The sequence below is a fragment of the Anaerostipes sp. PC18 genome, from assembly GCF_039789045.1.
Classification (GTDB): Bacteria; Bacillota; Clostridia; order Lachnospirales; family Lachnospiraceae; genus Anaerostipes; species Anaerostipes hominis.
Genome location: NZ_CP121164.1, coordinates 897,290 through 920,223, shown reverse-complemented (window position 1 = coordinate 920,223; position 22,934 = coordinate 897,290). Strand labels below are relative to the sequence as shown.

Sequence of the window (22,934 nt, the reverse complement as noted above, 5' to 3'; positions counted from 1 at the left end):
TACTTGCTGTTTCATAATGTCTCTCTCTTTTCTTAAAAAGATTGTATTGTTGGTATGCTTTTATTATAAAGGATGTTCAGAGCAAATAGTTGCCTAAGCAATTTAACCTTGGCAAGAATGAATCCTGTCAAAATTTATAGGGACATATTGTTCGTGTACGAAAAAAAAGCCAAAAGTGACGTTCTTGAACAAGGTCCTTTGGCATGATACCATTATGAATTGCTGAAAGGAGGCATTCTAATTGAACAATAAGACTAAAAAGATACTGGCTTCCTGCCAGGAAAGTCTGAAGAAGAATTTCAGATTTGCCACTCTGGATTTTATTTTTATTATTACTTTTGTTACAGTATTCCAGAAAGTATTTGGCATGGAGAATTCCATCGTCGGTGTTATTTTTACCATTATGATGGCATCTTCCATGTTAAAGGATATGACCGCTTCACCGGTAAAACATCTGGCAGGCCAGGCTGCTGTCCTTGCAGCCATGGCTGTCTCCGCCTGTGTTGTAAACACACTGCCCCCTGTGTTTTCATTTCCGCTGAACTTCGGAATGATCTTTCTGATCCTTTATGTTTTTACTTATGAGCATTCCAGCCACCTTTACTTCCCGTACATACTGTCCTATTTGTTCCTGATCTTTATATCACCGATTACACCGGATCTGCTGCCAAAGCGTCTGGCCGCCATGATCACAGGTGCTGTCTGCATCATTCTGTATCAGTTCATTATGGGCCGTAAACGGGTTGTTGAGACCACAAGAGATGCGCTGTCTGATATGATTGATGAGACGTGCAATCTGATCGATTATATGATCACCGGAAAAGGCTCCCCTGACACACCGGAAGACGTGAGAAAAAATCTGTTCCGCTTAAGCCGTATGGTTTATGACCGCCGGAAAAGGATTTTGTGCATTTCAGATGCTGATTTTGCAGTAATTGATTCCGGCCGGGGTATGGAACATCTGTTTCTGATCCTTTCCGGTATGGAACAGCCGCTCTCTGTCTTCCAGACTAAAATGCTTTGCTCCGTCTCCGAAAAGCTCTCTGTCTTCCGGCAGTTTGTCCAGGGACAGATCAAAGAGCTCCCTCCGCTCCTTTGGTCTGAATTTCTGTCTCAGAAAGAGGATTCCAAGGCAAATGAACTATTTGACGGGCTTACCTATCTGCGGGAACATCTCCTCCATATGACGGATCCGAAAAAAAAGACCCGGTACCGGAAGACGATGCTCTCTCTTTCCATCCGCCTTAAGGCCGCCCTGGATATCAGTCCCGTCAGAATCGTATATGCCCTGCGCGTCGGTCTGCTCCTGGCATGTTCATGCTTGTTTGTCCAATCCATGCATCTTGTTCACGGGAAATGGCTGCTGTTTACCATCGCTTCTGTTTCTCTGCCGTATGCCGACGACATCGGACAGAAGGCAAAGAAAAGGTTTGCCGCCACAGCAGCCGGCGGTCTCCTCAGCCTGCTTTTGTATGCGGCTGTCCCGTCTATGACAGGCCGCACTGCGATTATGATGTTATCCGGGTACCTTTCCTTTTACTTTACAGATTATACCGGTACTTTCGCCTGTTCCACCATTGGTGCTCTGGGCGCCGCCGTCTTTACCGATGTCTTTGGGTGGAGCAGTGTGGGAGAAATGCTGGCAATCCGTCTGGCGTATATAATAGCCGGAATCCTTGTCTCCCTGATCTTCAACCTCGTAATCTTTCCATTCAGCCGGAGACTTGCAACAGAACAGCTTTGGAATAAATATGCCGCAGCTACAAAACTGCTGACACAAATATGCAGGCAGGAGGATACGGATACACAGCTCTATTACAGCCTGATCATCCAGTCCCATCTGCTGGAAGAAAAGCTGGCAAAAAATGCGGATGATGAAGAATGGGAGAAACTGAAAAATATGCTTCCAAAATGCCGTCAAAGAGTGAGAAATGCCCACAGAAAGAAAACCCGCATTCAGACAGTGTAGGCATCAGAAAAGGGACAGCTGCAGATCCGAAGGCGAAGCCTCTGTTTCACAGTGATTTAACATAGATTTCTCTTTTCCTGTACCTGATCCTAGGCAGATATACTATACCAAAAGAAAAATGTGGGAAGGAGCTGACCATACTGTGATGTCATACAGATACAAGAACAAAAAGGGATTTACCTTAATGGAACTCATTGTAGTTCTCTTGCTCCTGGCAATACTTCTGGCTCTTTTGATTCCTTCCCTGATCGGCTATATTACAAATGCTCAGAAGAAAGCATGCCTGGTCAACAAAGCAGGGCTTCTGAGGGCTCTCACTGCCAATGAGATCTATGAGCTGGAAGGATCAGGCAAGTACGACACCGCATACCTGAAATCTCTTGCCGAGAAATCCGAATACAAATGCCGGATATGTGGCTGTACGGCGAGAGACATTGTCGGCTTCCGATTCTTTTGACGGAAAACCCCCGTACTTATAACGTGCCCGGAAGAAGCGACAGTGATTGGACGGAGTACACTGGAGTGAAGCAGAGTGAGGATGATAAGAAGAATTATACAAAGATATATCAGATATTTAAGAACATGTAAAATTAATGCTCCATTACCACAGGGACGACTCTGAAAAGTCCTCCCTGCGGTAATGGAGCAAAATTATGAAATAACCACAATCTTTTTTCAACAAGCATTATGCCTCTTATTTTTCTTCCGGCTGTTCCTTTTCATCTTTTTTATTATTTTTACTCATAAACTTATGTTTCTCCCTAAAAAATTTTCTGCAGCTGGGAAAATGCTTTTGTTTAGCATCATATGGAATACTGCTTTATTATGTTCTTTTTGTCCCGCTGCTATAATCTGCATATCTTGAAAGTTCTCAGGGATCCCGTCTATAATCTTTTCAACTGATTTTACATCCAAATGCTTTACAAATCTCAACAATGCAGCTGTACAGTCTGGATTTTCAGCGTTTTCAATGAACCGAAACGGATGAATATTTTTATCGTTTTTTAGACAGAGAAAACAGAAAATCGCTATGTCACAGCCTTGGTAGGCCATCGCGCAGCGATTTTGTTCAATTCCAGTTTATATGGCGAGTGATAGATTGGAAGTTGTCAAAATAAAGCATTTCGGCTATGAAAGGAGATATATAATTATGAAATATATTATTAGGATTATTCAGGTTTCTACACTTCTAGGTGGAGCAGAGTTTATGCTAATGTTGCTTTTTGGAGATTTAACCGAAAGTGTAAAGCCAATAGTATTAGGTGCTGTATCTATCAGTCTGATTATATCTGCGGTACTTGACATAATTGACAGAAGATTAGCAAGTAAAAAAAATGGGGTATCTAGTGTTTTATCCTGATATTTTAATGAATTTATCAGGAAATATTAGTTAGCAAAGTATTTATCAAATCCCTGTTTATGCAGGGAATAAGCTTAAAATTTTACAAACCGACAGAGTGATCCAGACACGGTGGCGATCGAAGACATAGAGCCACGCCAGCTATGCTGGCGAGTGTCAGCGAGCCGTTCAAAGCCCCCGTTATCTAACAGGGGGGTACTATTAGAAGAAATAAGAGACAAAGCAAATACAAAAATGCCGATATGCAACGATTTATAAGGTTATAAGAACTTACTGCACTTCACACCCTGTCTTTTCTACCCGACAGGTCAGAAACAGCATATCGGCACAAGAAATTATATGATACAAGGTGTATGCTCCTATGAGTATATGCCTTTTTTGATTGAAAAAAAACAAATACCGGTACCAAGGGCATCCTGATAGATATCTCTTTCATTTGCAATCCTCCTTTCTTTATTTAATTTCACACAAAAAAGAACCATTGATTTTTTCAATGATTCTTTAAATATCCATTATATTAAAGCCTTTTCATAACAGCATGTTACTTTTTTGTTGACACCAATTCTACACAATTTTCCTACAGATCGTAAGGGGTCGCCTGATAAACATAATAATTCAGCCAATTATAATACATGGCATTGGCATGGCATCTCCACGACTTTACAGGCCCCTTTTTCGGGTCGTCATCCAGGTAATAGTTTTTCGGTATCTCAGGGTTTAATCCGCGGTTTATATCCCTTATATATTCCTGATGCAGAGACATGACATCGTACTCCGGATGCCCTGTGACGAAGATCTGGCTCCCGTTCTCGTTTAAAATCAGATATGGCCCCGTCTCCTCGGATTCCGCCACAACCGTCAGCTCCCTGCACTGTTTGATAGCCTCGCCGTCCACACCGGTATTTCTGGAATGAGGGACAAAAAAGTAGTCGTCAAACCCTCTTACCAGCAGCGTCTTTTTGTGAAGCGGATAGTGCCGATACACACCGGAAATCTTTTGGTCCAGAACGTTTTTCTTAACCCCATAGTGATAGTAAAGCCCTGCCTGGGCAGCCCAGCAGATATGTAAGGTGGAAGTGACATTCTCTTTCGTCCATTCCATGATCTCCTCCACTTCCTTCCAGTAATCCACTTCTTCAAATTCTTTCAGCTCCACGGGAGCACCGGTTATGATCATTCCGTCAAATTTTTTGTCCCGTACCTCATCAAAGTACACATAAAATTTCTCCATGTGGGATTCCGGCACATGAGTGGGCTCATAAGAGGCTGTCTTTAAAAATGTAATATCGATCTGCAGCGGAGTGTTGGAGAGACTCCGGAGCAAATGCAGCTCTGTATCCAGCTTATTCGGCATCAGATTCAGGATCGCAATCCTAAGCGGCCGGATATCCTGCGTCACCGCCCGGTCTATATCCATCACAAAGACATTTTCCTCCTCCAGGATGGCCCTGGCCGGCAGGTCTGTATCAATTCTAATCGGCATATTTACACGCTCCTTTGTTCTCTACTTTTTCTTCTTTTTAATTACGAAACCTTTTGTCTTTACAATCGTGCTTCCGGAAGTAGTATTGTATTTTATGTAAAGACATCCTTTAAATCCTTTTTTTACCCTGACCTTCCTTCCGGTCTTCCATCGGTATTTGGCACTGCTTTTCCCCTTTTTGACCAGCTTGTACTGGACATTCTTAGTCCTTGTAAATGACTGGGGTTTGGTCTTAATTGAGATTTTCAAAGGTTTCTTTTCTTTGACCTTATACTTGTTTTTCGCATTGACTGACACGATAGACAGTTTTTTCTTCCCGCTGGACTTCACCGACATCTTTTTCAGGAGCAGTGATGACTTCTTGGAAGAAACATAAGTGCTGGCCCTGGCCGGCTCATTTTTATTTCTGGATGTGCTGACGCTCAGCCTGCTTCCATTGGAAGTAACGATAATATTGCCATTGTCGCCCGTAGTATAAATATTAGACTTGGCAAGTTCCCTCGTGATCAGACCGGACGGCACTCTGTCCTTATTTCGGTATCCATTGCTGATAATCGATATGGCCGGCTGTACTTTGTCAAAAAATTTCTTGTGATTCGATGAAAACTTCCCTTTCGCATCTTTATTGCGCACATCCTCATATCCGTGGTGCGGCACCTTCAGAACCTGGGATTTGAGTTTAAGTCTCTGGTTTATCATATCGTACTCGGACTCCTGCTGAGTATCCCCGGTCATCAGAAATGAATTTTTTCCATAAGTAATTCTGCATACAAGGGAAAATTTATTGACCTGCCGGGAATTAAAATCAACTTCCCGCCCATATTTAAAATTGGTCCGTCCCGGTGAATAAAATGTAAGCTTTGCGTTTCCAAGATATATAGATAATTTCATCCGCGGTACAACAACCGGTATTCCCCGCTTCTCTATCAGTTTATTGACGGCGCGGTAGATTTTTGAGCTGTAAATATCATCCTCGCCCGAATAATGATAATAAACCGGCTGCCGGGTCGCATAGACCCTTCCCACAGAGATCGATCTGTCCTCCAGTATGGAAATAAATCCTCCGATGTGGTCCTTGTGCGGATGAGTCATGATGACAAATTCCAGCCTGCGGATTTTATATTTCTTTAAGTAATTATGTACTCTACGGCTGACATCTATGGTTTTTCCTCCCAGAAGCTGTGTCGTCTGAGGACCTGCATCGATCAGTGCATACTTTGCGTTCTTTCCTGATCCATACTGAAGCAGGGCACCGTCTCCGGTGCCTACCTCGATAAAATGCACTTTAAATGCAGCTGCCGCTTCTGCCTGTTTCTCATTTCCCATCCATACGGCCGCAGATGTCATGACCATCACCGCCGCCAGCATCCATGAAATTAACCTTCGTTTCATTTTCATCATTCCTTACTTTATCATGTCCATAAATTCCTCTTCTGTTATGATCGGTATGGAAAGCTCCATGGCCTTTTTGTTTTTGGATGAAGTGGAATTTTTATTGTTGTTGATTAAATAGTCTGTTTTTTTCGTCACGGAGCCGGTCGCTTTTCCTCCCAGCAGTTCGATCTGCTCCTGGAGCTGCTTTCGGTTTTCGTAGTGCTCTAAAGAACCGGTGATGACAAAAGTCTTGCCGTCCAATATTTTCTCTGTCTTTTCGGGCTGCTTCTTCTCAATCTCCACGTACTGAAGCAGTCCATCCACAGTCTGCCTGTTGTTTTCCAGACGGAAGTATCCGCTGACAGCATCACCGATGACCGGTCCGATACCGTCAATGACTGTGAAATCATCGGCATCCGCATTTCTGATGGCATCCAGGTCATCCTCAAAGTACCGGCAGATCAGCTTTGCATTGGACAGACCTACATTGGCGATGCCAAGGCTGTACAAGAACTTAGGAAGTGTCACTTTTCTGGCTCTTTCAACGGCATCCACCAGGTTATGAAAGGACTTCTCCCCAAAGCCTTCCATCTCTATTATCTCTTCCATGTGATCTTTCAGGGTAAATAAATCGTACAGTTCGTTTAAAAGACCCTTGTTCATCATCTTATGCAGAGATGCCTCTGAAAGTCCGTCCACGTTCATTGCATCCCTGGATACAAAGTGCGAAAACAGCTTAATTTTTTTAGCACTGCAGAATTGATTCGGACAGACCAGGGTGCGGATCCCGTTTTCTTCCTCGATTTCCGTCTTTCCTCCGCAGGCCGGACAGGTATCCGGGATCGGTGCATCGCCGCTTCTGGTCTGATTTTCTGCCAGCTGTGGAATGATCATATTGGCCTTATATACGGAAATCTGATCTCCTACGCCAAGTTCCAGTTCTTCCATCACGCTGATATTATGGAGACTTGCCCTGCTGACCGTAGACCCCTCTAATTCCACAGGATCAAAGATCGCTACAGGATTGATCAGTCCTGTCCTGGACGGGCTCCATTCGATCTCTTTCAGTGTAGTCTCCGCAATCTCATCCGCCCATTTAAAAGCGATGGAATCCCTCGGAAATTTGGCTGTCGTCCCAAGGCTCCTGCCGTATGCAATATCATCATAGATCAGCACCAGTCCGTCGGAAGGCTGATCATTGGTCTCAATGGCCTGCGAGAAGCGTTCCACTTCCTCTGCCACCGTATCTTTCGTCACTGCCACATAATCCACGATATCAAAGCCAAGAGATCTTGCCCAGATGAATTTCTCTTCTACAGAATTATGAAAATCCACATCCGGAACATCCCCCACGGAAAAACCATAAAAGCGGACATTCCGTTTGGCTGTCACTTCATTGTTCAGTTGCCTGACAGAACCGCTGCAAAGATTCCTCGGATTTTTATATCTGCTGTCCAGGTCTTCCATCTCTTCGTTCATCCGCTCAAAATCAGAATAATGGATCACGGCTTCTCCCCGGATTACAAGGGTTCCTTTGTATGCGAGCTTTTTGGGCAGATTTACAAATACCTTTGCATTGTTTGTGACGACCTCTCCCACTTCCCCGTTTCCCCGGGTCACGGCTTTTAATAGTACGCCGTCCTGGTACGTAAGGACAATGGTAAGCCCGTCCAATTTCCATGACAAAAGGCCCTTTTGGTCTCCCAGCCATTCTTCCAGCTGTCCCACCTCTTTTGTCTTGTCCAGGGAAAGCATCGGGGAGGAATGGGGTTCTTTTTCCAGTGAAGTTAAAAGCTCATATCCCACATGGACAGACGGGCTGTTGGCCAGCACCGTATCTGTCTCTTTCTCCAGCTCCAAAAGTTCATCATAAAGCTTGTCATATTCAAAATTACTCATGAGCTCTCTGTTTTCCTGATAATAGGCTTTGGATGCCTCACTCAGGATATGGATCAGCTCTTTCATTCGGTCAAACTTATCTTTCACGGATCAGTTCCTCTTTTAACTTTTTTATTTCCTCCGGCGTAAGCTTCCGGTAGGATCCTTCTTTCAAATTGCCGAGCCTGATATTCATGACCCGGACTCTTCTTAGTTTGGTAACCCTGTATCCAAAATATTCACACATTCTGCGGATCTGCCGGTTTAAGCCCTGGGTCAGGATGATCCTGAAGTTCTCGGGACCTTCTTTTTTGACCGTACATTTCCTTGTGACTGTGTCAAGCTCTGAAAGGGGCACACCGTTTCTCATTCCCTGGATAAAGTCATTGGTGATCCTTTTGCTGACTTTCACTTCATATTCCTTTTCGTGATAATTCCTGGCCTTCATAATCTCATTGGCGGCTTCCCCGTCGTTGGTCAGCAGGATCAGTCCCTGGGAATCCTTGTCCAGCCGTCCCACCGGATAGATCCTGGAGGGATATCCGATGGCATCGATGATGTTATCCGGTTCCTCTTTGCTGGATGTACATACGATCCCTTTCGGTTTATTGTAGGCCAGATATACGGTCTGACTGCTGATCCGAACCGGTTTCCCCTCAAAACAGACCTCCTGGCCTTCAAAAACCTTTGTCCCCGGCAAAGCCGTCTTACCGTCCACCGTCACCTTGCCCTGCTCTACATAAAAATCAGCCTGCCTTCTGGAACACACGCCTGCCTGACTTAAAAACTTATTAATCCTCACGGCGGAGTTTTCATTCCGTCTCTCTTCCTTCATCGTTTCTCCCATATCCTTAAAAATGTCATACTTAATAATTGTATCACGATTGCCTGAAAATTGCACGTCTCTATAGACAGTTCCCGGATCATCCGGGTATTTTATATTTCCTGTGCAAAATACCCCAGCTCCCCCAAAACTTCTTTTGCTTTTTCGATCAGTGTATCATCATCTTCCGGAAGGATGATACTTTTGTCACTCAGTTCAACTTCCGCTTCAATGCCCGCGTCCATAAGACCTATCTTTATCCGGTCCACACAGTGGTCGCACAGCATCTCATCAGACTTTAAAACCTTCATCTGTTTCCTCCTTCATGATCACATCCTATAATGCTCTTATGCTGTCATCGCTCCCATTTGTCACAGAGAGCATTGATCTGATCCGCAAATCTGGCCAGATCCTTGTTGGCCCCGCCTTCACTTTTCCGTATGACAGACATCATGCGCTCACCTGCAGCCAGCAGCCTTGCAAATACAGCATTGGCTCTTCTCGTGCTCTTCCTGCTTTCCGGCACTTTTTTCGGCGCAACTCTGAGCTCCCACTCTCCTGCGGCCAAATCAAAAATATCTCCGCTGTACGGTGCTTCCGCCTTCCTGCCGCATTCACTTTCCAGGTATTGGGCAAAGCTGTCGCAGGTTTCATCCTCTCCGTGAACGATAAAAAATTTTTCAGGCTGGTCTTTAAAAGCCTCCGCCCAAACAGAGAGTCCTTTTTTGTCCGCATGTCCGCTCATTCCTTCCAGGCGCACCACATCGGCTTCTACTTTGATAGTCTCACCGAACAGCCGGACTTCTTTCGTACCTTCCACAAGAGCACGGCCCAATGTGCCGTAAGCCTGGTATCCGACAAACACAATGGTATTTTCAGGCTTCCACAGATTATGCTTTAAATGATGCCGTATCCTTCCCGCCTCACACATACCGGAAGCGGAGATGATCACCTTCCGGTCTTCATCAAAATTGATCGCCTTGGAATCATTGCTTGTGATGGATAATTTCAGATTGGAGAAAGTGATCGGATTGATGCCCTGATTGATCAGTGCCATGGCATCCTCATCAAATGTATCATGTATGTTTTCCTGAAAAACGTTGGTGGCCTCCACTGCAAGAGGACTGTCTACATACACGGCAAAATCTCCGTGGTCCTTCACCCTGCGCTCCTCTTTGATCTGGCGGATATAGTACAGAAGCTCCTGGGTCCTTTCAACCGCAAATGACGGGATAACTACATTTCCGCCCCTGTCAAACGTCTTCTGAATCAAACCTGCAAGTTCACCGACGTAATCGGGATGACTTTCATGAAAACGGTCTCCGTATGTGGATTCCATTACCACATAATCTGCACTCTCCGTATAATGGGGGTCTTTGATCAGAGGCTGGTTGTTATTCCCGATATCACCGGAGAAGACAAGCTTTTTCTGCGTGTCCGCCTCGGTGAGCCATACCTCAATGCTGGCGGAGCCGAGCAGATGTCCTATATCTGTAAAACGGACGCTGATGCCCCGGCTCAGTTCTAATTTCTCGTTATACTGACAGCCTATGAACTGCTCCATAACACTTACCGCGTCATCCATCGTATACAGAGGAGGCTCTTCCGGCTTCCCCGACCGTCTGGCCTTCCGGTTTTTCCACTCCGCCTCAAACTCCTGAATATGGGCGCTGTCACGGAGCATGATGTCACAGAGTTCTTTGGTAGCCTTTGTGGTAATGATACTGCCCCTGAAGCCATTGGCATATAAAAGCGGAAGCAGTCCCGAATGATCAATATGGGCGTGGGTCAGCAGCACAAAGTCAATTTCTGACGGATTCACCGGAAGTTCTGCATTCTCATAAACATTCTTTCCCTGCTCCATTCCATAGTCAACCAAAAAACGCTTCCCACACGCCTCCACGTAATGGCAGCTGCCCGTTACTTCATGGTCTGCTCCGATAAACATTAATTTCATAGTTATACCTCCTCGGTAATATATACGGCGTCCAATGGTATCAGTTCTCTCAGACACGGATGCCTCTCCAATACTTCCTCCCCGCCGTATCCAAATACTGCTTTTGAGAAATCACCGATCGACAGCTCTCCCACAGCTTTTTTGGATGAAGGGCGGATTTCTGTCCCGTCTTTTGAGGCGGAAAACAGGAAAGTTCCGTTATTCTTCCCGATCACAGGGTCCGTTACAGTAAGAATAAATTCTGTTTTTTTTCTGCTCTTCAGGCAGCGGCACAGCGCCTCAAGGGATGTAATTCTGAACATGATCTTCGGGACCTTTTTCCCCTGTTTCAGACAGCCCGCGGATATCTCGATTTTATTGTCCGGAAATGTTCTGCTGATCATCTCTAAAAATCTTTTCTCATCTGTACCGAATCCCAACCGTATATATACTGTATCTTTTTCTTTTCCGTATGCAAAAACTCCGGTTATCTCACCGTGCTCTCTGAACACCATCAAGTCTCCGTCCTGGCTTTTTGCTTCCCTTGCCGCCTGCTGTATATAATCCTGATCTATCACCGTATAAATATCATATGACCGGATCTGCCGGTTTAAGAACCGAAGTACTTCCTGCATATCATCTCCCTGGAACTGTTCCGGAGAACCTGTAACTGCGCCCGCTTCCCCTGTGATCTCTGTCTCTGCCCAGTCCATCACAAACACAAAGTCGAAAGGTTCATAGTAAGCCTTGTCGGCAGGTATCAGATATGTGAACGGCTCACCTCGCTCTGCCATATCATTGAGGACCCTGCAAAGCATTTTTCGCATGACGCCTTTTCTCCTCATTTCTTTCCTTGTGGCCACAGCCACGATATAATGTGCATCAAATTCTTTGTCTGAGATCTTCATGCGGTACGGATTCAGGTGGATCATTCCCTGCAGCCAGACGCCGTCCCATGCCATGAGCACCTGATTTTTAGGATAGATCACATCAAAATAATACTCCGCAAACTTTTCAGGGTCCTTAAAAATATCCTGATACATCTGAAAAATCAGATCCCTGTGGCTTTTGTCGTCATAAACAAGTTCCATCTATTCCCCTTTCCGGCATCCCTGGCATCCCTGGCATCCCTGACATCCGGTCTGTGCGCCCGGCCTCAATACGTCTTCATAGATATAATTATCTACTGCAGTCAGCATGCAGACCGCCTGGGCGCTGATCCCAAGTCCTTCACCGGTAAATCCCAGATGTTCTTCCGTGGTCGCCTTTACGTTGACCTGTCTTCTTCCGACTCCGAGTGTCTCTGCGATCTTCTCTGTCATATCTTCAATATAGGGCGCCAGCCTGGGTCTCTGTGCGATCACAGTGGCATCTACATTTTCAATCAGATAACACTCTTTCTCCACCAGTTCCCTGACCTTCTTTAACAGTTTCATGCTGTCCACACCTTTATATTTGGGGTCTGTATCCGGAAAATGCCGGCCGATGTCCCCCAGAGCCGCGGCTCCGAGCAATGCGTCACAGATGGCATGCAGAAGCACATCTGCATCTGAATGTCCTAACAGTCCTTTTTCGTATGGAATATGCACGCCTCCTAAAATCAAAGGACGGCCCTCTACTAACTTATGCACATCATATCCCATTCCAACTCTCATATCCCATACCTCGCTTTCATATTTTTCTGTCATCTATATAGAATATCTCATTTTCTTTATTATAATATAATTCCATGCAAGATACAAAAAAAAGACATGTTCTAAAAAAACATGCCTTTTTCATAGCGATGAGCAGATTCGAACTGCTGACACTACGGGTATGAACCTGCTGATTACAAATCAGCTGCTCTGCCAATTGAGCCACAACGGCTGACAAAAATGGGACCAATAGGGCTCGAACCTATGACCCTCTGCTTGTATGGCAGATGCTCTCCCAGCTGAGCTATGATCCCTTGTCTCGCGACAAAAATTAGTATATAAAATAATGCGAAAAATGTCAACAATTTTTTAAATTTTTTTTTAAAAAGTTTCCAGATTCACGATTTCCTTGAAAAACAAAGCAGACAAATCCACCTCATCGCCTGAACCCTTTCACTCTTATTATTAAAGAAAAAATACAGCCTGACCGCGTCTGTCCGCGGTTCAGACCGTATTGCTTATTGCTCAGTTTAATCTTTTAAGAAATCAGACAGGGTAGGTCCCTGGCTCTTTTCCATCGGATGGGTCATCTCCCAGAAGGTCTGGCTGATCGCCTTCGTCTGCAGTTCATCCACAACCGTCTTCAAAGAATAATCTTTGATCACCTGTTCTTTTAATTCTACGGATACATGATCCCTGGAATCAATATCCAACAGAGTCACAAAGCTTTCTTCCGTCACAATGGTTCCCCTTTTTAATGGAACAACAACGCTCTGGTGCTGCACCAGAACTGCTTTTAAGTCATTATAGCGGTGCTGTTTCTGCCGCTGTTCCTTTGTCTTTTCCGCATCTTCTCTTGACTTCTTGGCCTTCAGTGCAGCTTTCTCTTTCTTTCCGGGATTATAGATCTCCCAGAATGGCCCTCCTGCGGATGCAGATTTAGACTGCTCGATCACATCTTTTAAACGGTACTTGTATGTACTGCGCTGTCTGCTTCCCACGTCTGCAACCGTGACCTGGTCTTTGTCATCGATCGCCACCAGAGCTATAAAATGTCCTCCTTTGGTAAAATAGCCAGGTCCCATGAGACCGACTACCGGATGCTTCTTTTTAAGCGCATCCCTGATCTTCTTATAGTCCGTTCCGAGTCCATTGCAGCCCAGCTGATAATTTTTAGCCAGGGCCGGCACAACTTCATGAGCAGAACCTGCATTACTGTAATAACCATGCTCATATGCCCAGACAGTCGTGTCAAGCGGGGTTACCCACTTGCCGGTCAGCGAGGTAATACACACTGCCATGGCAGTAGGTCCGCAGCCGCTGCTCTTAATGCAGTAGCCATTCTGGTTCCAGGCGGAATCTCCCTGATTAAAATAGGTAAAACCTGCGATGGTTTCCTTCTTATCCTTCATGCTGAGACGCGTGTCATTGTAGATCTTGGGGATAATATTGGAAACTGTCTTTTCTTCCTTCAGATTCTTGTTCTTTTTCAGCTTTTTGACTTTGTTTTTCTGTTTGATCTTTTTTGTCTTTTTGTTAGAAGCCTTAGATGTCTGTTTCTTCTTTTTTGTCGTTTTCTGGTCCTTATGCGCCGTTGTCGTCTGCTGTTCCGTCGTCTCCTGCGGCTGTGCCGTGGTTGTGGCTTCTGTCTGTGCAGCCGTTGTCGATGTGCTTTCGGACGCTGTTGTCTGATCTGTTGCCGAGCTCTGTTCTGTTGTCTTTGCCGTTGCTGCTGCTTCCTGACCGTATGCAAACGTGTTGCTGCCCACTACAAGGCAGCCGCATAGTACAGCAGAGCAGATGGATTTCATGTGTTTGTTCATTCTGTATTCACTCCTTAGCTCACTCATTTATTCTCCATCCCCCGAAATTTATTATAATCCTTTTCTCACAATTTCTCAATGATACTCCCCATATTTTTCTTACGGACCGTAATTTTTTCTTCAATCCGCTCAGACAGCTCCGGAACATGGGAAATAATGCCGATCATCCTGTTTTTTCCGGAGAGCTCCTGGAGACAGGAAACTGCCTGTTCTAAGGATTCACTGTCCAGGGAACCGAACCCCTCGTCTACAAACAAAACTTCGATCTCAATGCCTCCGGCGCTGTTCCTGACAATATCCGATAGTCCCAATGCCAGGCACAGTGCCGCCTTAAAGGACTCACCGCCCGAGAGGGTTTTTACAGACCTGCGCTTTCCGGTATAATAATCCATTACTTCTATTTCTAAATTATCTTTTTTTCTGGCATCTGTGACTGTCTCACTCCGAAACATCTCATACCGCCCTCCGGTCATTTTCAGAAACCTGATATTTGCGGCCTTTAAAATATCCCGGAAATAAGTAATGAGAATAAACTGTTCAAAGGTCAGACGAAGTGCATTATTTCCGCTCAAAAGCCGGTCCACATCTCCCACAATGCCGTAACTCTCTTCAAGCTTTTCTCTCTTTTTCTGCTTCTCTTTTAAAGAACAAAGTGCCCTCTGTCTCTGATGCACAAGCACGGCAAGCTGTTCTCTTTCCTCCTCTGTTTTTTTGATCTCTTCTTCCAGTTTCTCCAGTTCACCTCTTGAAACCTTCCCGCGTTCAAGCTCAGCCTGCTGTTTCTGCTTTTCCTCAAAATCCGCACGGCGTTCCTCCAGGAGAGTCCGCGTCTTGGAAAGCGCCGTTTCCGACTCGATGCTCTCTGCCGTCAGCCGGTCTTTCCCGGATTCATATTCTTCCAGCTCTTTTGAAAGCATGAGATGCTCCTCCTGGAGTTCCTCCGCTTTGCCCCACGATTTCAGCTGTTCTCTGAACGCCCTCATCTGACCTTCTGCCTTCATCAGCTGTTCTCTGATGTCCGCCAGACATTTTTCTTCCTCCTGTCTGGAAAGCTTTTCCGCTGAACAGGCTTCTTCTCGCGTGATCTCCTCATATTCAGGTTCTTCTCCGAGCTCTTCCTGTTTTCTTTTCCATTGTGTCTCTGCCGTATTCTTCTGTTCTTTCAATTCCAGCATTTTTTCATACCATTTACGGAAAAGTTCTTCTGCCTTTTCTGCCCGGTCTTTTTGTGCCTCCATCTGCTCCCTGTCCGGAGCTTTTGAAGGAACCCTGGCCGGCTTTGGATGCTCCATGGAACCGCAGACAGGACATGGTTTGCCTGCCCTTAAATCTTTTGCCAAAATGCCAATGCTGCCCGCATAAAAAGCGGACTGCATCTCCATATAGGTGCCCTGTTCTTCTTTCCTTAATGTATCTGCCCTCCGGTACTCGCATTCAGCCTGATCAAATTCATCTGAGAGACGCTTAAAAATCTCAGAAGAAGCCTTTGCCTCTTCCTCTGCTTCAAGCCATTCCTGGTAAACTGCCATCCTGGTCCTCTTGATCTGCCCGAACTCTTTCTGACTGGCTTTTTCATATTCTGTTTCCAGCTGTCCCAATCGTTCCAGTTGGTCTTTGATCTCCTTTAATGCGCCGAGACGCTCCTTTTTAAGATCCATCACATCCCTGAGGCTGTAAAGTTCTTGCTTCTTTTTCCGGATATTCTCACGCTTTTCTTTAAGCTTTACTAATTCCTCTTCCAGACTGCGGATCTGGGAAGCCAGAATTTCTGCCTCCTCAGATATTGTCTTCGACTGCTCAAAAATCTGTTTCTTTGAGTCAAACTCTTCTCTCTTATGCCTGCTGTTTATTAAAGCCTCGGCTGCCTGCTGTTTCTTTTCCTTGTAATCGGCCTTAAGATAAGCGATCACAGACGGGAAATCTTTGTTTTCCCTCATTTCTTCGTATGCCGGATCTTCTCCTGACAGTTTGGCCGCCTCTTCCATCTGATTTGTGATCTCACGTATTTCACCAAGCAGAGCTCTGGCTTTTTCACCTGCCAAAGCCTGGATTCTTTTATAGATCTGCGTATGAAAAATAGAGCGGAACACTTCTGCCCGGTCACTGGATTTTGCTATGAGCAGCCTTTGGAATTCCCCCTGTGCCAGCATGGAAATCTGGCGGAACTGGTCATAATCAATAGAGAGGAGGCGGGCTAACTCCTCGTTAACTTTGGACGTTCCCGCTTTTACAGTTCCATCAGGCAAAGTCAGCACAGCATCCTCTTTTTTTACCGTCATTCCCGAACCTTTTCTTTTGGCTCTCCTATATTTCGGATGGCGCTCTACCCGGTACTTCTCATTCCTGTGTGTAAATTCGAGGATCACATAGGTATCTTCCTTTTGTGAAGCGAAATCGCTCCTAAGATTTTCCTTCGTGCGGATGCTTCCGCTGACTTCTCCGTAGAGAGCATAGGTCAGCCCGTCAAATATTGTAGTTTTCCCGGAGCCGGTAGGCCCGGTGATCAAAAACAGTCCTCCCTGAAATTTTGAAAAATCAATCTGGTTTTTGCCCGCATATGGGCCCCATCCGCTGATCTCGAGAAATAATGGCTTCATGAGTCCAATCCTCCTTCTTCCAGAAGTTTTTTAAGAAATTCCATCCTCTTTTCTTCTGCCTCACCGCAGGTCAGCTTAAGAAACGATTCCCCGAGTTCCAGCGGTGTCTTTTCACGGACATCGGCATAAACCTCACCGCCACCGGATCTCTGTTTTTTTTCCAGGTTCAGTTCCATAATATTCGGATAAGAGGCACGGAGCTTTTCCATAGGATCTGCAAGTTCCTCATCATCTGTCAGCACAGCGCTGATATAGTCTTCACAGTCGGCGGCCTCAACCACCTGCGGATCGAGTAGGTCTCCAAGTTTTCCTTTGATCCGGCGCATATCATGTCTGGGCCTGAGCGGGTAGACTGTCAGTGTTATATTGCCTTTTTCTTTCAATTCAACCAGCGTCACAGATTTCTTGTGAAATTCTTCAGAAAAAGAGTATTTAAGTAGGGAACCACTGTATCTCACGGTCTCCCTTCCCGCTTTTTGAGGGCCATGGATATGCCCAAGTGCAGCATAGTCATAGCCTTCAAAAATGGTGTAAGAAATCTGTTCTGTCCCTCCCACACTCAGCAACAGTTCTGAATCAGACTGCCTGACAGGTTCCGTCCCTGTGACAAACTGATGGGTGACCAGCACATTCCGCTCTGTCCTGTCCACCGGATGACGGGCGAGGACGGAGCGCATGGCATCTTCATGTGTGCGGATCTCATCCTCAGGAAACAATGCTCTTGCCTCAGCCGGCTTAAAATACGGAAGCAGGTGCAGGCAGACCGGCCCGTATTCATCTTCCAGCCTGACAGCGGGGAATTCTTCTCTAAGCGTCCCTTCCATATAAATGTTCTGCTGTCCGAAAAGCTTCTGCCCAAACTCCAGCCTCTCGCCCGAATCGTGGTTTCCCGCCACTAAAAAAACAGGCACCATAAGCTTTGCCGTACCTGTCAGAAACCAGTCAAACAAGGTCACAGCCTCAGCCGGAGGAATACTCCGGTCATAAATATCTCCTGCCAAAAGGAGCCCGTCAACGGGCTCCTTCTCCATCAGTTCCAGTACCTGTGTAAGCACATGTCTCTGATCTTCTATAAAATTCATTCCATTTACTGTCTTGCCCAAATGCAGGTCAGCCATATGCAAAAGCTTCATGATCTTTCGTTCCCCTTTAGTTCAGCGCGAACCGCTCGATGGCATAGGCGACTCCGTCTTCCTCATTGGATTTTGTAACAAAGTCTGCTATATTTTTCAGTTCATCTATTCCATTCTCCATCACTACACCGAAGCCCGCTGCCTGAATCATAAATGTATCATTGGCTGCATCCCCGCACGCCATCGTTTCCTCGATCGGTATGGAAAGATGTTTTGCAAGCTGTGTGATTCCGTCTCCTTTGTCACATCCCATCTGAGTAATCTCTATATTATTAAACAGTGCGCTGGAAACGCTGGCAATCCCCAGATCACTCAGTTCCTTCATGACACGTTTTCTCTCTTCCAGATCACCAAAGAAGGCACTGATCTTTTCAATGCCGTCACTGTTTTCTTCCACATAGGCTTCCAGATCATTGATCTCCTGTCTGGTTGTTAAAATAAGGTCTTTCTGCTGGCTCTTAATATCAAAATCTTCTAAATGATGATAGAATTTCCCTTCCATATAGCCCTGGCCGTTCCTGTAAATATCTCTGGTACAATTATATTCAGTAAGTTTCCTGAGCAGAGTCAGAGCTGTCTCTTTCGGAATGTGGTTCTTGTATATAATTTTATCTTCCAAAGCGTCATAGATCGTCGCCCCATTGCAGCAGACGGCATATCGGACTCCCTCTAAATTCCTGATAAAATCTGGGATTGCTTTGTAAATCCGCCCTGTGGCCGGCACAATATGTACGCCTCTCCTCGCTGCTTCCTCAAGTACTTCCCTCGTATGTTCCGAAATCTGCTTCTGGTCATTCAGCAAAGTTCCGTCTAAATCCATGGTTACCAATTTAATCTGGCTCATAACTGTCCTCCCTAGGTAAAAAAGTAATGCTGTATCCGTATCTGCAGGCTCTCATTTCCCCTGTATACGTTAATATCCGGATAGTAGGTGCAAGTGATGTACTGCTTTCCCTCTCCCATCTTTTCACGGAATATATCTTCCTCTTCAAAGATCATGCCCGTCATTCTTGTTCCCCTGTTACTTAAAAGCGACAGCCGGATTACATTTCTATTATCGCCGAATACCTGGATTCTTTCAATGAAAAGTTTTCTGTGGGCAAACAAAGGCCTCTTATTTTCCTTTCCAAACGGCTCCAGCACCGCCATCTGGCGCACCAGTTCTGCAGAAATATAGTCAATCGGCATATCCACATCGATCGAAACCTTTTTTATGAAATCATCCTCTTTAAGATCACAGCAGCCATTGATCCGTCTGCGGAATTCCTCCACTTTCGACTCATCTGACAGAGAACACCCTGCAGCCATGGCGTGTCCCCCGAATCTGGTAAAGACATCCTTCACTTCATTCATGGCTTCAAACATGTGATAGTTCTCGATGGAACGTCCGGAACCTTTGATCCCCTCTCTTCCTTTGGTCAGTACAAAAACCGGCCTGTGCACCTTGTCTTTGACCCGCCCGGCAATGATTCCCGCGATGCTCTCATGGCAGTCCGGAAGATAGATCACGAGGACCTTGTCTTCCCCGTATCCATTTTGTTCTATCTGATCCAGCGCTTTTTTGACTCCCTCGTTGGTCATTCCCTTTCTCTGGTCATTGAGCTCTTTCAATTCCTGAGCTGTCTCTTCTGCGGCGGCCATATCCTTTTCCATGAACAGTCTTAAAACCTTTTCCGCCGATTCCAGTCTTCCGCTGGCGTTGATGCACGGGCCGATGACAAACCCTAAATGATAAGAATTGACAGATGCCTCTTCAAGATTGTGTACCCTTAAAAGCGCCCTCAGACCAGTATTTTCAGTTATACCGATTCGGTTCAGCCCTTCTCTCACAAAAATGCGGTTTTCCTCCGTGAGATCCACCACATCACATACTGTGGCGATGGCCAAAAAACAGAGCAGCGGTTCCAGGTTCTTATCCTCCCTGCCCTCCATTCGGTAAAGTGCTCTCATGAGCTGAAACGCCACCCCGGCCCCGCAGAGCTGTTTATAGGGGTATACGCACGATTCCTGTTTTGGATTCACGACCGCATCCGCCGGCGGCAGGATCTCCCTCTTTCTGCCTTCTTCCATTTGATACGGAACCTCATGATGGTCTGTGACAATGACTTCTATGCCCAGATCTTTTGCTTTTTTTACCGGATCAAAAGCGGCGATCCCATTGTCACAGGTAATGATCAGTCCGACACCGTCTTCTTTGGCATTCACAGCCATCTCCGAATTCATTCCGTAACCGTCCTGGATGCGGTCGGGAATGGTAAAGTCCACACTCCCTCCGAGATCACTGAGGCCTTTCCACAATATATAATTAGATATCACCCCGTCCACATCATAGTCAGAGATGATCCTGATTCTTGTGCCCCCACGGATCGCATGATGGAGCAGTCTGCATGCTTCCGTTGCGTCCTTCATCATGAACGGATCTGAAATATCCGAAAGAGTCCCGGATAAGTACCTGCGTATCTCCTCCTCTCCCGTGATATCCCGGTTCCGGATCAGCCTGGCTATGACCGGATCGATGCCGAATTTCTCTCCGATCCGGATAAAATCTGCTTTCTTCTTGCTGATAAACCATTTTTCCATAAGTAACTTTTTGTCCCCTTCTCGTGATGTAAGAAAACTGCAATCAAACTTCTTGTCTGATCACAGTTTTCAAATGTTCTATCGGATTCCTTTTTTCTTTTTCTTCTTCTTTTTCTTAGGCTTTGGCGCAGCAATGGTCTCCTGCCCGTTTTCGGTCTCTGTTTTATGGTCAGTGACAGCAGCCTTCTGCTCTTTCTTAAACCCTGTCTTCATAAAGTACCAGAGCGGTCCCGTGATGCACACAGAGGAGAATGCCCCGCACACAACGCCGACCATCAGGGTCAAAGCGAACTGGCGGATGGATGACACTCCCATCAGGAACAGTACAAACACCATGATAAACGTAGTGAGCGACGTATTGATGGATCTGGTGAGTGTCTGGATGATACTCCTGTTTACAATGCCTTTCAGCTGTGTATTGTCCGCCTCCTGTATATTCTCCCGGATACGGTCAAATATGACGATGGTAGAGTTGATAGAGTATCCGATGATCGTAAGCATACATGCGATAAAGGTTCCCCCGACGGAGAGCCTTCCGATAGAGTATGCCGCAAAGACGATGAGCACGTCATTCAGCAGTGCGATGATGGCACTGGCTCCGAATTTCACATCTTTAAACCGGATGGCGATATAGATCAGCATACAGATACTTGCGATCACCACGGAAACGATTGCATCCCTCTGCATCTCATTGCTGATAGTAGAGCTTATATTTTCAGTGGCAACGGATTTTGCCTTAAAATCTTTCTTCATGGTATTCTCGATCTGCTTCCTCTGACTAAGGTTCAATTCCACAGACTTGATTACCATCTGATTATTTGCTTTTACTTTCTGTCCCTGGACCGAAGTGGATTTGCTGACTTTTTCGTAGGCAGATACTACCTTCTTCTCAAGGCTGTCGTCTACTTTTACACTCTTATCAAATGTAATCGTAGAAGATGTCCCTCCGGAAAATTCCAAATCAAAATTAAGCGGCGTCCCAATCTTTGATTTATTGACCGGCAGGAATGCCAGACCTACAACGATCACAAGCAGCGCTGCCGCCATGCACCGTCTGCTGACTCCGATGAAATCCCGTTCTTTTAAAGCTCTCGCTTTTCCATAGAGTTTAGGGCTCCTCAGACCGAATTTGTATGCGGCGGTAACCAAAAACCTGCTGATGACCAGGGCTGTAAACATGGAAATCAGGACACTCATACCGAGTGTCTGCGCAAATCCCTTGACCGTTCCGGTCCCCTTAAACCAGAGGACTGCCACCGCGATCAGCGTGGTCACATTTCCGTCGATAATGGCTGAGGCAGCCTTGTGAAATCCCGACTTAATGGCAGTTCCCACATTTTTGCCAAGCGACACTTCTTCCTTGATTCTGGAATAAATGATGACATTGGCATCCACCGCCATACCGATACCGAGTATGATACCGGCCAGACCCGGAAGGGTCAGCGTCACATTGAATCCATTCAGCGCCAGCAGCGTCATGAGCACATAGATGGCCAGCGCAAAACATGCGATCACTCCCGGAAGATAATACAGGGCGATCATCAGTATACAGACTAATGCAAATCCAATGGCACCGGCTTTGACACTTGTCTGGATGGCATCCACTCCTAATTTGGCGGAAACCACATTGGAGCGCAGTTCCTTTAATTTTACAGGGAGCGATCCGATCCGGATGGAAGATGCCAGATTCTCGGCGGCTTCAAAGCTTTCCATTCCTGTTATGCTGCATTCTCCCTTAGTTATGACAGTCTGCACGTTCGGCGCACTGATGATCTGATTGTCATATATGATATAGATCGGTTTTCCGACATTCTTCTTTGTGGCATCTGCAAATGCCTTGGTTCCTTTCTTGTCGAACTCCAGGGCTACGACATAGTCTTTTGCCCCATTGTCTCCCTCGGTTGTCTGTGCTTTTGCGGATTTGACGTTATTTCCGGTCAGAACTGTCTTCATGGACTTGCCGTCCTGGACCATAAATGCCAGAGTTCCTGGCTGTCCCAGTTCATCAAGGATCTTATTGGCATCTGTCACACCCGGGATCTCGATGTTGATTCTGTTTTTACCCTGACGGTAGACTTCGGATTCTGTACTGTATCCTTCCACACGCTTCTGCAGCTTATATACCGTATCGTCAATGTTTTTATCAGATACATTTTTGCCGTCCACTTCATAGGTAATGCTGACTCCTCCGGCCAGATCCAGACCCAGTTCGATGTTTTTTGCACGGCCTATCTTGTTTTTCCCAAGCCCCTTTGCGGTGATAAAAACTCCAAACACACACAACGCGGCCAGCAGGATAATCCCGACAGCGTATCTTCCCTTCTTATTTTTGTTTGTCTTCATA

The 22,934-nt window shown here is 45.8% G+C and carries 18 protein-coding genes and 2 tRNA genes; 3 read left to right on the top strand and 17 right to left on the bottom strand.

The genetic code is table 11. The features are described 5' to 3' along the window. Positions 1–241: 241 nt before the first annotated feature. Positions 242–1,969 carry an FUSC family protein gene (locus tag P8F77_RS05075; protein ID WP_024728294.1) on the top strand — a complete coding sequence of 576 codons (1,728 nt, stop codon included), beginning with the start codon at positions 242–244 and terminating at the stop codon, positions 1,967–1,969. Between the two features lie 142 nt (positions 1,970–2,111). Continuing rightward, positions 2,112–2,426 carry a prepilin-type N-terminal cleavage/methylation domain-containing protein gene (locus P8F77_RS05070; RefSeq protein ID WP_330625581.1) on the top strand — a complete coding sequence of 105 codons (315 nt, stop codon included), beginning with the start codon at positions 2,112–2,114 and terminating at the stop codon, positions 2,424–2,426. Positions 2,427–2,710: 284 nt separating this feature from the next. Here the strand turns inward: P8F77_RS05070 and P8F77_RS05065 are convergent, their stop codons facing one another. Then, positions 2,711–2,902: a hypothetical protein gene (locus tag P8F77_RS05065; protein WP_347256394.1), complete on the bottom strand. Its 192-nt coding sequence runs from the start codon at positions 2,900–2,902 to the stop codon at positions 2,711–2,713. 217 nt (positions 2,903–3,119) lie between these two features. On the opposite strand from P8F77_RS05065, the gene P8F77_RS05060 reads away from it, so the two are divergent. Beyond that, positions 3,120–3,329: a hypothetical protein gene (locus tag P8F77_RS05060; protein WP_287517590.1), complete on the top strand. Its 210-nt coding sequence runs from the start codon at positions 3,120–3,122 to the stop codon at positions 3,327–3,329. A 577-nt stretch (positions 3,330–3,906) separates the two neighbouring features. On the opposite strand, the gene metA is transcribed toward P8F77_RS05060, so the two are convergent. From metA to secD, 16 genes are all read right to left on the bottom strand, one after another. Further along, entirely contained in the window at positions 3,907–4,812 is a 906-nt protein-coding gene (gene metA, locus P8F77_RS05055) for a homoserine O-succinyltransferase (RefSeq protein WP_287517587.1), read from the bottom strand. Positions 4,813–4,833: 21 nt separating this feature from the next. After that, positions 4,834–6,204: an MBL fold metallo-hydrolase gene (locus tag P8F77_RS05050; protein WP_287517585.1), complete on the bottom strand. Its 1,371-nt coding sequence runs from the start codon at positions 6,202–6,204 to the stop codon at positions 4,834–4,836. Between the two features lie 12 nt (positions 6,205–6,216). Continuing rightward, positions 6,217–8,172 (bottom strand): NAD-dependent DNA ligase LigA, encoded by a 1,956-nt coding sequence (gene ligA, locus P8F77_RS05045; protein ID WP_024728299.1) that lies wholly within the window; start codon positions 8,170–8,172, stop codon positions 6,217–6,219. Further along, positions 8,162–8,899 carry a pseudouridine synthase gene (locus P8F77_RS05040; protein WP_287517583.1) on the bottom strand — a complete coding sequence of 246 codons (738 nt, stop codon included), beginning with the start codon at positions 8,897–8,899 and terminating at the stop codon, positions 8,162–8,164. Before P8F77_RS05040 ends, ligA begins: the two co-directional genes overlap by 11 nt. A 101-nt stretch (positions 8,900–9,000) precedes the next feature. Further along, positions 9,001–9,198 carry a heavy-metal-associated domain-containing protein gene (locus P8F77_RS05035; protein ID WP_024728301.1) on the bottom strand — a complete coding sequence of 66 codons (198 nt, stop codon included), beginning with the start codon at positions 9,196–9,198 and terminating at the stop codon, positions 9,001–9,003. 44 nt (positions 9,199–9,242) lie between these two features. Continuing rightward, on the bottom strand, positions 9,243–10,844 hold the full coding sequence (locus P8F77_RS05030; RefSeq protein ID WP_024728302.1) for an MBL fold metallo-hydrolase: 1,602 nt from the start codon (positions 10,842–10,844) through the stop codon (positions 9,243–9,245). A 2-nt stretch (positions 10,845–10,846) separates the two neighbouring features. Beyond that, a complete protein-coding gene (locus P8F77_RS05025) occupies positions 10,847–11,914 on the bottom strand; it encodes a GNAT family N-acetyltransferase (protein WP_287517577.1) in 1,068 nt (355 codons plus the stop codon). Next, the gene (gene ispF / locus P8F77_RS05020; RefSeq protein WP_287517717.1) at positions 11,915–12,478 is read right to left on the bottom strand and encodes a 2-C-methyl-D-erythritol 2,4-cyclodiphosphate synthase; all 564 of its coding nucleotides are present in this window, start codon (positions 12,476–12,478) and stop codon (positions 11,915–11,917) included. It abuts the gene before it with no gap. A gap of 123 nt (positions 12,479–12,601) precedes the next feature. Further along, a tRNA-Thr gene (locus P8F77_RS05015) sits at positions 12,602–12,690 on the bottom strand. Between the two features lie 8 nt (positions 12,691–12,698). After that, a tRNA-Val gene (locus tag P8F77_RS05010) sits at positions 12,699–12,771 on the bottom strand. 216 nt (positions 12,772–12,987) lie between these two features. Then, the gene (locus P8F77_RS05005; RefSeq protein WP_287517575.1) at positions 12,988–14,280 is read right to left on the bottom strand and encodes a C39 family peptidase; all 1,293 of its coding nucleotides are present in this window, start codon (positions 14,278–14,280) and stop codon (positions 12,988–12,990) included. A gap of 65 nt (positions 14,281–14,345) precedes the next feature. Next, positions 14,346–16,877, bottom strand: coding sequence for an SMC family ATPase (locus P8F77_RS05000; protein ID WP_287517572.1), 2,532 nt, complete (start codon positions 16,875–16,877; stop codon positions 14,346–14,348). Next, entirely contained in the window at positions 16,874–18,010 is a 1,137-nt protein-coding gene (locus tag P8F77_RS04995; RefSeq protein ID WP_287517569.1) for an exonuclease SbcCD subunit D, read from the bottom strand. Before P8F77_RS04995 ends, P8F77_RS05000 begins: the two co-directional genes overlap by 4 nt. A gap of 16 nt (positions 18,011–18,026) precedes the next feature. Then, positions 18,027–18,854 (bottom strand): Cof-type HAD-IIB family hydrolase, encoded by an 828-nt coding sequence (locus P8F77_RS04990; protein ID WP_287517566.1) that lies wholly within the window; start codon positions 18,852–18,854, stop codon positions 18,027–18,029. Between the two features lie 11 nt (positions 18,855–18,865). Beyond that, complete coding sequence (gene recJ / locus P8F77_RS04985; RefSeq protein ID WP_287517563.1) at positions 18,866–20,590, bottom strand: single-stranded-DNA-specific exonuclease RecJ; 1,725 nt, start codon at positions 20,588–20,590, stop codon at positions 18,866–18,868. A gap of 78 nt (positions 20,591–20,668) precedes the next feature. Continuing rightward, positions 20,669–22,933, bottom strand: coding sequence for a protein translocase subunit SecD (secD, locus tag P8F77_RS04980; RefSeq protein WP_270432787.1), 2,265 nt, complete (start codon positions 22,931–22,933; stop codon positions 20,669–20,671). Position 22,934 lies beyond the last annotated feature (1 nt).